Annotated in this window: 13 protein-coding genes, 1 tRNA gene and 1 pseudogene; 11 read left to right on the plus strand and 4 right to left on the minus strand. The window is 61.8% G+C overall.

Annotation, left to right across the window (positions count from 1 at the left end; genetic code table 11):
- Nucleotides 1–47 precede the first annotated feature (47 nt).
- From M1D88_RS06680 to M1D88_RS06690, 3 genes and pseudogenes are all read right to left on the minus strand, one after another.
- On the minus strand, nt 48–455 hold the full coding sequence (locus M1D88_RS06680; protein ID WP_458113770.1) for a hypothetical protein: 408 nt from the start codon (nt 453–455) through the stop codon (nt 48–50).
- 48 nt (nt 456–503) lie between these two features.
- Nucleotides 504–683: a hypothetical protein gene (locus M1D88_RS06685; RefSeq protein ID WP_458113771.1), complete on the minus strand. Its 180-nt coding sequence runs from the start codon at nt 681–683 to the stop codon at nt 504–506.
- 9 nt (nt 684–692) lie between these two features.
- Nucleotides 693–1,918: pseudogene (locus M1D88_RS06690) on the minus strand (multidrug effflux MFS transporter).
- A 179-nt stretch (nt 1,919–2,097) separates the two neighbouring features.
- Here M1D88_RS06690 and M1D88_RS06695 point away from each other — a divergent pair.
- From M1D88_RS06695 to M1D88_RS06720, 6 genes are all read left to right on the plus strand, one after another.
- Nucleotides 2,098–2,955, plus strand: coding sequence for a phage holin family protein (locus M1D88_RS06695; RefSeq protein WP_458113772.1), 858 nt, complete (start codon nt 2,098–2,100; stop codon nt 2,953–2,955).
- Nucleotides 2,956–3,009: 54 nt separating this feature from the next.
- Complete coding sequence (locus tag M1D88_RS06700; RefSeq protein WP_458113773.1) at nt 3,010–3,633, plus strand: CDP-alcohol phosphatidyltransferase family protein; 624 nt, start codon at nt 3,010–3,012, stop codon at nt 3,631–3,633.
- Complete coding sequence (locus M1D88_RS06705; protein ID WP_458113774.1) at nt 3,633–4,538, plus strand: DMT family transporter; 906 nt, start codon at nt 3,633–3,635, stop codon at nt 4,536–4,538. The genes M1D88_RS06700 and M1D88_RS06705 overlap by 1 nt, the downstream gene beginning before the upstream one ends.
- Nucleotides 4,539–4,652: 114 nt before the next feature.
- Nucleotides 4,653–5,861 carry a glycosyltransferase gene (locus M1D88_RS06710; RefSeq protein WP_458114453.1) on the plus strand — a complete coding sequence of 403 codons (1,209 nt, stop codon included), beginning with the start codon at nt 4,653–4,655 and terminating at the stop codon, nt 5,859–5,861.
- A gap of 109 nt (nt 5,862–5,970) precedes the next feature.
- Nucleotides 5,971–6,044: transfer RNA gene (locus M1D88_RS06715), tRNA-Ile, on the plus strand.
- Nucleotides 6,045–6,229: 185 nt separating this feature from the next.
- Nucleotides 6,230–7,420, plus strand: coding sequence for an acyl-CoA dehydrogenase family protein (locus M1D88_RS06720; RefSeq protein WP_458113775.1), 1,191 nt, complete (start codon nt 6,230–6,232; stop codon nt 7,418–7,420).
- A gap of 12 nt (nt 7,421–7,432) precedes the next feature.
- Here M1D88_RS06720 and M1D88_RS06725 read toward each other — a convergent pair whose 3' ends face one another.
- Complete coding sequence (locus M1D88_RS06725) at nt 7,433–7,939, minus strand: murein hydrolase activator EnvC family protein (RefSeq protein WP_458113776.1); 507 nt, start codon at nt 7,937–7,939, stop codon at nt 7,433–7,435.
- Nucleotides 7,940–8,404: 465 nt separating this feature from the next.
- Between M1D88_RS06725 and rpsB the strand changes: the two genes are divergently transcribed.
- The 5 genes from rpsB to M1D88_RS06750 all read left to right on the plus strand — a co-directional run bounded on the left by rpsB (nt 8,405) and on the right by M1D88_RS06750 (nt 12,730).
- Complete coding sequence (gene rpsB / locus M1D88_RS06730) at nt 8,405–9,280, plus strand: 30S ribosomal protein S2 (protein ID WP_458113777.1); 876 nt, start codon at nt 8,405–8,407, stop codon at nt 9,278–9,280.
- Nucleotides 9,281–9,413: 133 nt separating this feature from the next.
- Nucleotides 9,414–10,250 carry a translation elongation factor Ts gene (tsf, locus tag M1D88_RS06735; RefSeq protein WP_458113778.1) on the plus strand — a complete coding sequence of 279 codons (837 nt, stop codon included), beginning with the start codon at nt 9,414–9,416 and terminating at the stop codon, nt 10,248–10,250.
- Nucleotides 10,251–10,399: 149 nt separating this feature from the next.
- A complete protein-coding gene (gene pyrH, locus M1D88_RS06740) occupies nt 10,400–11,137 on the plus strand; it encodes a UMP kinase (RefSeq protein WP_458113779.1) in 738 nt (245 codons plus the stop codon).
- A gap of 115 nt (nt 11,138–11,252) precedes the next feature.
- A complete protein-coding gene (gene frr / locus M1D88_RS06745; protein ID WP_247044156.1) occupies nt 11,253–11,810 on the plus strand; it encodes a ribosome recycling factor in 558 nt (185 codons plus the stop codon).
- Nucleotides 11,810–12,730 (plus strand): phosphatidate cytidylyltransferase, encoded by a 921-nt coding sequence (locus M1D88_RS06750; protein WP_458113780.1) that lies wholly within the window; start codon nt 11,810–11,812, stop codon nt 12,728–12,730. Before frr ends, M1D88_RS06750 begins: the two co-directional genes overlap by 1 nt.
- Nucleotides 12,731–12,737: the final 7 nt, after the last annotated feature.

Genomic DNA, 12,737 nt, shown 5'->3' on the forward strand with positions numbered 1-12,737 from the left:
ACAGTTTCGCGGAGATTGCGGGGATTGGCGGCCGCCATCGAGGCCATTCAGACAAAATCCATCTCTACCTGCAAAAACCGTTCAGCCTCCGCGACAGCCGACTGGAAGGCTTCGTCTTCGGTAGGGGATTCCCGGGGTTTCCGCGGGTGCCATTCATGAGGCGCTGAGTGGACGCGGGTGAAGCCGGCGTTGGGCGGAGCATAGAAGATCCCGAAGCGCTGCACGGGCCACTCCGGGGACGTTTCAGGTGCCACCAGGAGCGCGGCGTTGAAGGCTGGATTGAACCATTGGGCGATGGGACGGCGACGGTCCTCTGTGAAAAGGCCCGCCGCATAGAGGGCGGCTGATTGGGGGCTGGTTTGGCTGCACAGCCGTTCCCACCACAGAGGCAGGATCCCGGTGTCGCACCGCTGCCACGTGGCCGGAAGAGAAGGACGATCCCGCCAGTTGGGCATATACAACTTTATCGCGCATCCGGGCGCAGGGACTACTGGTGGAGCGGACTACTCGCGGTTCCAGGGGCCGGGATTCACCCGGTAGAGCAAGGCCGCTCCCACCAATGCGCCCAGGATGATTCCGAGGGCGATGTTCCCCATAATCCGCCCCGCAAAGAAGCCGGCGACGCCGCCCAGCAGCGCTCCGAGAAAGAGCCCGCGCCCGTTGCGGTGGAGTTTTTGAGCCATGATTTCAGCCTACCCGTGGATGGAAGGGACAGTCCGGGGCCGTACCACCAGCCAGAGGGCAGCAGCGGCAAGCAGGATGCAGCCAGCCTGGACTGCTCCCATGGGCGTGGCCGAATCAACGCCGAGGGCACCCACTACGGGAGAGATGATGCCGGCCAGCATGAAGGTGGCGGCACCGAGCAAAGAGGCGGCCGTCCCTGCCTGCGCGCCATGATTGGCCAAGGCAAGGACTTGAACGGACGGAAACGTGAAGCCGGTGCCCAGGATGTAGAACCACAGTGGTACCAGGACGCCCCACAGGCCGAATCCCAACTGGTCGAAGAGAACAATCAGCAGGGCCATAAAGAACATCCAGGCTGTGGAACAGGCGAGGATCCACTGCGGCGGGATGTTTTTTATGAGGCGTGAGCTTGTCTGCACTCCTGCCACAATTGCCAGCGAGTTGATGCCGAAGAGCAGGCCATACTCCTGGGGACTGAAGCCGTACACGTCCTGGAAGAGGAAGGGTGAACCGGAAAGGTAGGCGAAGAGTCCGGCGAAGTTCAGGCCTCCCACCATCAGCAGCCCGACGAAGATCCTGTCGGAGAACAACAGCTTGTATCGCTGTCCTGCCGTCAACCCGGATCGTCCGCGGGCCTCGGAGGGCAAGGTCTCGCGCACCAGGAAGATCGCAGCCACAACCACCACCTGCCGTAGCCTGCCAGGAAGACAAAGATGCCGGGCCACGGCATCACCAGCAGCAGCTGCGAACCGATAACCGGAGCCAGGATCGGTGCCAGACCATTGACCAGGGCCATCCGTGAAAACATCCGCACCATGGCATACCCGCTGAAGAGGTCCCGGACCATGGCCATCGCCACTACTCCGCCTCCGGCCGCACCTACTCCCATGAGGACACGGAAGATCCCCAGGCTGGTGATGTCCGTAGAGAGCGCAGCGCCCACCGATGCGGCAATGTGCAGTGTCGTGGCAATGATCAGCGGAAGCCTGCGGCCGAACTTGTCGCTGAAGGGACCAACCACCAGCTGGCCGAGGGCAAACCCCACAGTCGTGCCCGTAAGCGTCAGCTGAACAGCCGCCTCGGAAACTCCCAGGCTGGCCTCCAAAGCAGGGAAAGCCGGGAGGTACAGGTCCACGGTGAAGGGACCCAGGGCTGTGAGGGCACCGAGCAGAAGAATGTACAGGATCTTCCGGCGGCGGCTCAGGAAATCGCCGGGAGTGGGGGGAATAGTCACGGAAGTCAATCCTAGGGCCCTGAGAAAACTTCTACAGCGTTGGAGGACGCGCGGCGCGCTGTCGCCCCAGGCCCGTCAACACCCTGAATGATAGTTTTGACAACGGGGGATGCGGATAGTGGCGTCGGCCCGGCACCCAGCGATAGCGGAACGAAGATGGAACCAGTTAGGCGGTACCGATGAGCGGACGTCACAGCGGCCGGACAAGCAACGGACTGCGCCTCACCGCGCTGCCCAAAACCGTGAGGCTTGTTATCAGGCTCTTGCCACGCCAGATCAACGACGAGATCGCCCTCGCCAAGGTGGAGATCAAGCGTAAAGGCATTCAACTTGGCACGGCGGCTGCTTTCTTCGCCGTGGCATTGGTTTTCGCCGCGTTCCTGCTGACAGGACTTATTGTTGCCGCCATTATGGGCCTGGCCACCATCATGCCCGCCTGGCTCGCAGCCCTGATCGTCTGCGCGGTCTTCCTCCTGATCACCCTCATAGGAGCCCTGGTGGGCCTGCGCAAGTTCAAGAAGGCCATGCCCTTGCTGCCGGAAGACACCATTCGTGGATTCAAGCACGATCTCGGAGTGGTCAAGGAGGGCTCAGACTTTGATGCCAGCATCCTGGATCCTTCACCGGAACAGGTCAAGGCCGCCAAAGCCGAAAAGGACGCGAAGGCCGCCATGGCCAAGGCGGAGAAGGAAGCAAAGGCTGCTGCCGAACCCGATCTTGCTCCCGCCCCCACCGAAGCCGAGCTGCGCCGCCGCCTGACGCAGCGCCGTCACCATCTCACCGGCGTCCGAGACGATCTCGGCGAAGAACTCGACGTCAGGGTGCAGGGCCAGGCACTGCTTACCGGAGCCCAAGCGATGCTGAAGGACGGGCAGGCAACAGTTGGAGGCCGGATCGCAGCCCTCACAGAAGCGGCGTCCGCCTCTATCCCCAAGGGGAGTTCAGGCAAGCCGGAGCTGCGATGGAAGCCTCTCGCCGCCTTTGCCGCCTCCGCCGCCGTTTTTCTGGTTCTGCTGCGGAAACTGTTCAAGAGTTAGGACCTGAGCTGAGCTCAGCCATAACGCCGTTGCCGGCATCGAAAGGGTGAACGGATGAAGTTTATCGGCGCTGGTGCCCGGCCGGGACAGCCGCAGGTCGATCACGACCTGATCTTCACCGTCCCCAATATCCTTACCGTCCTGCGCTTTATGGGTGTGCCTCTCTTTGTCTGGCTCGTGCTTGCCCGAAAGGAATACGGCTTTGCCGTGCTTGTCCTGGCGATCATGGGCAGCACCGACTGGATCGACGGGTATATCGCCCGTCGCTTCAACCAGACGTCCAGGCTCGGGCGAATCCTGGATCCGATGGCCGACCGTCTGGCCCTGATCTCAGTTGCCGTCACCCTGGTCATAGCCGGAGTGGTGGAGTGGTGGTACCTCACCGCGTTGCTGGTCCCGGACGCCGTCCTGCTGTCAGCTTCCCTGTTCTATTTCCGGAACCACCCCGATCTTCCCGTCAGCCGCATCGGCAAGATCCGTACAGCCCTGTTGTTGGTGGGCACGCCTTTGCTGGTACTGTCCAAACTGCCCATCCCCCTGACTGAGGTGTATTTCGTCATTGCCTGGGTATTTTTGGGATTTGGACTTCTAGGGCATTGGGTGGCCGCCTTCAACTACTTCCGGGCCATCGTCAGGAAAGGCAAAATGCAAAGCGCCGACGACGGCGGACGTCGCTGATGGTATGGCTGGCGGTTTTCCTTGCGGTATTGGGTGCCTTTTTCCTGGCTTTCGGTGCGCAGCGGCAGGGGAGCGCGGTCAAAGCCGACACGGGCGGGCTCGCCTTGAGCTCGAACGGGTTCCTGCGACTGCTCCGTAACCCCCGCTGGGTATTCGGGCTGCTCCTGCTGGTGGCCGGAATGGCGATGAACTCCATTGCCCTCGTCACTGCACCGCTCACCGTGGTCCAGCCCATCGGGGCAATCGCCCTCGTGATCACCACGGTGGTCAACGCCCGAGACCAGGGCATCAGCATCAACCGGGCCACGGTGGTGGCCATTTCGGCGTGTGTGACGGGGTCCGCACTGTTCGTCCTGCTGGCCGTCAACGTGACCCAGGAAAACCATCATGTGAGTTCCGACGACGAACTTACCATCGTGCTCCTCCTCGCTCTCGCTGTGGGCCTCTTCGGGTCACTGGCAGTTATGTTCAGGCACCGGATGAGCGCTTTTGTGTACATCATCGGAGCAGGCGTCCTGTTCGGCTTCGTGGCCGTTCTGACGCGCATCATCGGCAAGCACCTTCTCGATCCGAACGGGCTGGGACTGCTCAACGTGCCGTGGTACTCGGTTGTGGCAATCGCCGCCGCCGGAGGGCTGGGCTCCTGGTTCGTCCAGAGCGCCTATTCCGGCGGGCCACCGGACCTGGTGATTGCCGGACTCACTGTGGTGGACCCGATTGTCGGGATCGCGATCGGCATTGCCATCCTCGGCGAACTGAGACCTGATGTCCACGCCGTGATGGCCATTTCGATGGGTACGGCGGCAACCCTTGCTATCGTGGGAGTGATAGCCCTTTCCAGGCACCATCCCGAGGTCACAAAGCGCAAGAAGGACGCGCGGAAGGCCGCGGGGCGGGTCCAGTAGGGCACTCAGCCGACAAGACTCAGCCGGCAACCGGTGCCCCAGGCACCGGCACCCTGCACGGAACAGCGGCTGCCGCTGTCCTCAACGTGAACACCAGGAGCTTTCCACGTGACAATGCCCGATAGCCAAGAAGAGCCCGACAGCCAGGAACCGTTCACCATCCTGATCGCCGCGGATACTTATCCGCCCCACATCAATGGAGCAGCACAGTTCGGCTACCGCCTGGCCAAAGGCATGACCGGACGCGGGCATAACGTGCATGTGCTGGCCTGCCGGCAGGACAAGGGCTCGAGCTACACCGAGTTTCGGGACGAGGCGACGGTCCATCGGCTGCGCTCCCATAAGGTGCCCACCCACGAATACTTCCGGATCTGCTTTCCATGGGAGATCAAGAAGGAAATCAGCCTCCTGTTCGACAAAGTGCAGCCGGACGTTGTCCACATCCAGAGCCACTACATGATCGGCGAGCACGTACTCTACGAAGCCGTGAAGAGGGGCATCAGGGTGGTGGCCACCAATCACTTCATGCCGGAGAACCTCAACCCGTTCATGCCTTTCCCGCAGTGGTTCAAGGACATTATCGGGCGCATCTCCTGGAAGGACATGGGCAAGGTCATGGGTAAGGCGGACGTGGTTACCACCCCTACACCGCTCGCGGCCAAGGCCATGCACCAGCATGCCTTCCTGGGGAAGGTCCTTCCCCTCTCCAACGGCATAGATTCGGCAGCCTACGAGCTCCAGCCGGGGGAAGCCCTGGAGCCAAACTCAGCGCCCACCGTGTTGTTCGCCGGGCGGCTGGCGGAAGAGAAGCATGTGGATGTGCTGATCGATGCTGTGGCAAAGACTCCGGCAGAGCTGAACGTGCATCTCCAGATTGTGGGCGGGGGCGAGGTCAGGCCGGCGCTTGAGGCGCAGGTGGAGCGCCTTGGGCTGAAGGACAGGGTGACCTTCCTGGGCCTGGCGAGTGACGCAGAGCTCAGGGAGGCCTACATCAAGGCAGACCTCTTCTGCATGCCCGGTACAGCCGAACTTCAGTCCCTGGTCACTCTCGAGGCGATGTCGGCTTCCACTCCCGTTGTGCTGGCAGATGCAATGGCCTTGCCACACCTGGTCAACGACGGCGAGAACGGCTACCTCTTCCGGCCCAACGACATCAATGACCTCGCGGCGAAGATATCCCAGGTGCTCAGCCTCCCGGCCGAAGACCGGGCCATGATGGGCAAGGCGAGCCGCGCCATGGTGGAACCGCACAGCATCGATGGCGTCCTGCAGAAATTTGAAGATTTGTACAGGGGCGCAAGCTACGACGACATCCAGGTCTGACGACACCGCGGGTTCAGCGTGGCGTGGGCACCACGCATGCTCGACTACTATTGTTAGAGTGTTTTTGCCCCGGGGCGCGGTCCTGCCTGGACGGTGCCGCCGGGCGCACGGGGCTATAGCTCAGCTGGTTAGAGCGCGGGACTCATAATCCTAAGGTCCTCGGTTCAAGTCCGAGTAGCCCTACTGTTTGAACAGGATGTGAAAAACACACGGGAGCCGTGGCTGATGGCGAGACCATCAGCCGCGGCTCCTTTGTTTTCGGCTCAGCATACGGTATGTTACTGATCAGTATGTTACTCACGGGTAACTTACCGATCGCGGACTCCTGGCCCCCTCCGGCCGTTGCTGACCACATGTGAAGGAACACCATGTCCAAGGCTGCTAATGACATTGACAACCTCCCCTACGCTGACGGTGACTTCTTTGGATTCGAGCAGATGCTCACCACCAAAGAGCAGGACCGCCTTGCCGAAATCCGCGGGTTCCTCGCGCGGGAAGTAAAGCCGATTGCTGTGGACTGCTGGAACCGGGGAGAGTTCCCCATGGACCTGATCCCCAAGCTTGCAGAGATTGACCTCGTCAGCCCGGTGAGGCGCCAAGGTCACTCAAACCTCTTCGCCGGCATCATCCACGCCGAAGTCACACGCGCTGATACATCCATCTCCACTTTTATGGGAGTCCACGACGGGCTGTTCACCGGCTCCATTGAGGCCCTCGCCTCCCAGGAACAGCAGGAGGCCTGGCTGCCCGATATCTACTCCATGAAGAAGATCGGAGCGTTCGGCCTCACCGAACCCCTGGGTGGTTCCGACGTAGCGGGCGGTACCCGCACCACGGCGCGATATGACGGGGGTCAGTGGATCCTTAACGGTGCCAAGCGCTGGATCGGAAACGCCACTTTCTCAGACTGGGTGGTGATTTACGCCAGGGACGAGGCCGATAACCAGGTCAAGGGCTTCATGGTGGACACCCGGTCCGCCGGTTACACCGCCACCAAGATCGAGAACAAGATCTCCCTTCGCACCGTACAGAACGCGGACATTGTGCTCGACAACGTGGTGGTTCCAGAGTTCTTCAAACTCGCGAACGCCAACAGCTTCAGGGATACCAACAAGGTCCTCAAGGTCACCCGCCTGGGCGTCGCCTGGCAGGCGGTCGGTCAGCAGCTTGCCGCCTTCGATGTCGCCCGCCGCTACGCAGTTGAGCGGACCCAGTTCGGACGGCCGCTCGCCTCCTTCCAGCTGGTCCAGAACCAGCTGGTTCAGATCCTTGGGAACGCCGTGAGCTCAATGGGCATGATGGTCCGGCTCTCCCAGTTGGAGGATGCAGGCGTAGCCAAGGACGAACAATCGGCGCTTGCCAAGGCCTTCACTACCGCCCGCATGCGGGAGAGTGTTGCCCTGGGCCGCAGCATCCTGGGCGGCAACGGGATCGTCACGGACTACGAAATGGCTAAAGTCTTCGCTGACGCCGAGGCCATTTACTCGTACGAGGGCACTCACGAAATCAACACCCTGGTGACAGGGCGAGCCATCACCGGAATCTCGGCAATCGTCTAAGCCGGCAATAATCTAAGGCCCTCGGGCTGTCAGCGGGAGCAGGATGGAGGGACGCATGTCCCTGACGAACGACAACGGGTTGAGGTACTCCTCGCCGCGGCGGACTCCCCAGTGGAGGCACGGCGCGTCCCCGCAATGACCCGCAAGCACCGTGCCGATCACATCGCCCTTGGACACCACTGTTCCGACCGTCAGGGTGCTTTCCACCGGTTCGAAGCTGCTCCTGATTCCGCCATGGTCGATGGTGATGACCGGCCTGTCCACCACAACGCCTACAAAGGTGACAGCGCCTGACTCAGGGGACGTGACCTGCGCCGGATCTGCGGCTTTCAGGTCCACTCCTCGATGCCCGCTCAACCATGGCTTGTCCGGCGGGTCGAATCCCCGCAGCACCGCGGGCTCGGGAGACAGCGGCCAACTCCAGCTGCCCCGGGGTTCCTCGATGGCCGCTGGAGCGGCGCCTTGACTTGCCAGGGGCGCGGTGAGCAGTATGAGCGCTGCGAGGATTAGTGCTTTCATGACTCCAGCCTGTCCGCCCTCGGGTGGCGTTGTAAGGCGCCGATCCTGCTATGTGGAGAACGTCCTGATGACCCCGGAGTTGGTCTCTGGCAACGAACGCACTGTAGTACACTTGACGGAGCAGTTTGCTGTGCCCTCAACGGTGCCTGCCTTCAGTCCACGCCACGTCCGCGTCCGTGTTCTGCAGGCTGTCATTCGTCGGCACGTCTCATTCAGAGGTGTGGGGGAGCAGTAGCTGACTACGCGCATCCAGCCCTCCGTTTTCTGAAGTCCGGGTTAGTCCGGACTTTCGGCTGTGGAGGATTGCGCCTCTTGCGGTCAGTGCCGGCAACGGTCCTGATGAGAGGAACAAGGGATGCCAGGAGCAAAAGCCCGCCTGGGCAAAGCTAAATCAACCGTCAACTATTGGCAGGGTAAGAGAGCCATGGGCTCTCTCATGAATGACCTGCCGGAAGGAGCGTCGGCATGCCCGTCGTAACTATGCGCCAGCTGCTTGACAGCGGCGTCCACTTTGGACACCAGACCCGTCGTTGGAACCCGAAGATGAAGCGCTTCATCTTCACGGAGCGCAACGGCATCTACATCATCGACCTTCAGCAGTCGCTCTCCTACATCGACCGCGCCTACGAGTTCGTGAAGGCCACCGTTGCACACGGCGGCACCGTTCTCTTCGTCGGTACCAAGAAGCAGGCCCAGGAAGCCATTGCCGAGCAGGCAATGCGCGTAGGCCAGCCCTACGTCAACCAGCGTTGGCTCGGCGGTATGCTGACCAACTTCCAGACGGTTGCCAAGCGTATCCAGCGCATGAAGGAACTCGAAGAGATCGACTTCGACGACGTCGCCGGTTCCACGTACACCAAGAAGGAGCTGCTGCTCCTCAAGCGCGAACTCACCAAGCTTGAAACCAACCTTGGCGGTATCCGCAACCTGACCAAGGCGCCCTCGGTGCTTTGGATCGTGGACACCAAGAAGGAACACCTTGCTGTTGACGAAGCCAAGAAGCTGAACATCCCGGTTGTTGCCATCCTGGACACCAACTGCGATCCAGATGAGGTCGACTTCCCGATCCCGGGTAACGACGACGCCATCCGCTCCGTGAACCTGCTCACCCGCGTAGTCGCCGACGCCGTTGCTGAGGGCCTGATCGCCCGCAACCAGCGCGCAACCGGCACAGCCGAGACCCCCGAAGAGCCGCTGGCTGAGTGGGAGCGCGAGCTTCTTGAGGGCAGCAAGGCTGAAGAAGCACCTGCCGCTGAGGCCGCCCCCGCCGAAGCTGCTCCGGCTGCTGCCGAGGAAGCCCCGGCTGCCGACGAAGCACCCGAAGCTGACGCTGCCAAGTAAGCAGGCATTCAAAGCTTGACCATCCCTGGGCTGCCCGCAGCTCCGGGATTACCGACCGGATGGCTGCTCACTCGCTGAGCAGCCATCTTGTCGGTGACCACAAACACATAATTTTCTAGACAGAGGGGTTCACATGGCCAACTACACTGCCGCTGATATCAAGGCTCTGCGCGAGCGCACCGGCGCCGGCATGATGGATGTCAAGAAGGCTCTTGACGAAGCCAACGGTGACGCCGAGAAGGCCATCGAGATCATTCGCATCAAGGGCCTGAAGGGCGCTACCAAGCGTGAAGGCCGCTCCACTGCTGAAGGCCTGGTTGCCGCCAAGGTCGAGGGCAACGTCGGCGTTATGGTCGAGGTCAACTGCGAGACCGACTTCGTGGCCAAGGCCGACAAGTTCATCCAGCTTGCCGACAAGGTTCTGGCTGTTGCTGTTGAGTCCGGTGCTGCCGATCTCGATACCCTCCTGGCCACCGACGTTGACGGCAAGCCGCTGTCCGAGGTCGTAGTCGAAGAAGGCGCTGTCCTCGGCGAGAAGGTTGTTGTCCGCCGCATCTCCCGCGTGGAGGGTGGAACGGTTGACGCCTACCTGCACAAGACCTCCAAGGACCTTCCGGCCCAGGTTGGCGTGCTCTTTGCCGTTGAAGGCGAAGGCGAAGCTGCCGCTACGGCAGCCCACGACGTCGCCGTCCACATCGCTGCCATGGCACCGAACTACCTGTCGCGCGCCGACGTTCCGGCCGAACTGGTTGAGTCCGAGCGCCGCATCGCCGAAGAGACTGCCAAGGCTGAAGGCAAGCCTGAGGCGGCCATGACCAAGATTGTGGAAGGCCGCGTGACGGGCTTCTACAAGGGTGAGGTCCTGGTTGACCAGGCATTCGCCAAGGACGCCAAGAAGTCCGTGGCACAGGTTCTCGAAGAGGCCGGCGTCAAGCCCGTCGCCTTCACGCGTTTCCGCGTAGGTTCCTAGTCATACATGCCAAGGGGTGGTCACTGCGGTGACCGCCCCTTTTGCATGCACGGATGGCAGCGGCCATTGCCTGGCCAAAGGCGCCGGCAATGACACTTTTGCCGCGCCGCACGATAACCTAGCTCAGAGTTCACCAACGGGAAGGCACCATGGAAACCGTAAACACTTCGCCCCAATCGGAGAAGAACCGACGGCGCGTCCTCCTCAAGCTATCAGGTGAGGTCTTCGGCGGCGGCAAGCTCGGCGTCGACCCCGACACCGTACGCGGTGTAGCCAAGCAGATCGCGGCCGCGGTACCGGATGTTGAGGTGGCTATCGTCGTCGGCGGCGGCAATTTCTTCCGCGGCGCAGAACTTTCCCAGAGCGGGATGGACCGCTCCCGAGCCGACTACATGGGCATGCTGGGCACGGTAATGAACTGCCTCGCCCTGCAGGACTTCCTGGAGCAGGCCGGCGTCGAAACCCGCGTCCAGAGCGCCATCACCATGGGCCAGGTCGCCGAGGCATATATACCGCGCCGCGCCATCCGCCACATGGAAAAGAACCGGGTTGTCATCTTTGGCGCCGGGGCAGGATTGCCGTACTTTTCCACGGACACCGTCGCTGCCCAGCGGGCACTTGAGGTCCATGCCGACGTCGTGCTGATGGCCAAGAGCGGAGTGGACGGCGTCTACACGGCTGACCCCAAAAAGGATCCCAAAGCCCAAAAGCTGGACCGGCTCAGCTACGACGACGCCCTCCGCCGGGATATACGCGTAATGGACCAGACAGCCATGACCATGTGCAAGGACAATGACCTGTCCATGGTGGTCTTCGGCATGGAGGGCGAGGGCAACGTGACCCGTGCCATCCGTGGCGAGGAACTGGGCACCCTGGTCACGCCCTAGCAACGGCTAGGATGTTTTTAGGCCGGGTCCCGCAGGCGGGACGAACAGGCAGACGGAACCACAACCGTGCAACTCGCAGTCAAGCCGGAGTGCACTAATTTTCTGAGGAGAGATCGTGATCGAAGAAACCTTGCTCGAAGCCGGGGACAAGATGGACAAGGCAGTCGAAGTAGCCAAGGAAGATTTCGCCTCGATCCGCACGGGCCGCGCCACTCCGGGCCTCTACAACAAAGTCATCGTTGAGTACTACGGCACGCCCACGCCGCTGCAGCAGCTTGCCTCCTTCGCCGTTCCGGACGCCCGGACCATTCTGGTCACGCCCTATGACAAAACTGCGCTGCGGGACATCGAGCGCGCCCTGAGCGATTCCGAAGTTGGCGCCAACCCCTCCAACGACGGCAACGTCATCCGCATCACCATTCCTGAACTGACACAGGAACGGCGCAAGGAATACGTCAAGATCGTCAAGGGCAAGGGTGAGGACGCCAAGGTGTCCATCCGCAACATCCGCCGTAAGGCCAAGGAGACTCTCGACAAGCTGGTCAAGGACGGCGAAGCTGGCGAAGACGAAGGAAGCCGCGGCGAGAAGGAACTCGATTCCATGACCAAGGCACACGTGGACAGCATCGACGAGCTGCTCAAGCGCAAGGAAGCCGAGCTGCTCGAGGTCTGATGAGTCAGGCACAGCAGGGCTCGGGGGCTCAGCCCCGGGTGCGTCGGATGCAGCGGCCCAACCCGACCCCCAAGGCGGGACGCAACCTTCCGGCCGCTATCGCCGTCGGGCTTGCCATGCTTTTTGCGGTACTCGGCGGGCTGCTGTTCCTGCCGCTTGGCTTTGTGGTGGTCACCACCACATTTGCCGCGATGGGAGCCTGGGAGATTTTCCGGGCCCTCGAAGTGTCGGGAACCAGGATCCCCATCGTCCCCGTGATGACCGGTACCGTGGCCATGCCCATCTCGGCCTATTTCGGCGGACTGGAAAGCCTGCTGTTCGCGATGCTGCTCAGCAGCGTGGCTGTTCTGCTCTGGCGATCCATTGAAAGTGCCGAAGGGTCCGCCCGAAGCATCTTCGGCGGTGTCTTCACGCTCGCCTGGGTACCCTTCCTGATCAGCTTTGCCGTACTTCCGCTGCATGCGACCGGCGGGGCCACTCCGGTGGGGCTGTATGACGACGGCGTGGTGCCGCAAGGTGCCTGGCAGATCGTTACGCTGCTGCTGCTGGTGGTCTCGAACGACACCTTCGGCTACCTTGTTGGTGCGTCCTTGGGGAAGCACCCGATGGCCCCGAAAATCAGCCCGAAGAAGTCCTGGGAAGGATTCGCGGGCTCTGTGGCGGGCGCCATGGTTATCGGGATCCTGGCCAGCATTTTCCTGCTGGGCAAACCCTGGTGGGTGGGTGTGGCCCTTGCCGTCGGTATGGTAGCGGCGGCTACGGCAGGGGACCTTGCCGAGTCGATGGTCAAACGCGAGCTGGGGATCAAGGACATGAGCAGCGTCCTGCCAGGACACGGCGGCATTATGGACAGGCTGGACTCGATCGTGTTCGCTTCCCCTGCCGCTTTCATCCTGTTCGCGGCCTTCGCGCAAACATGACGCGTCT

The organism is Arthrobacter sp. R1-13 (genome assembly GCF_054161475.1).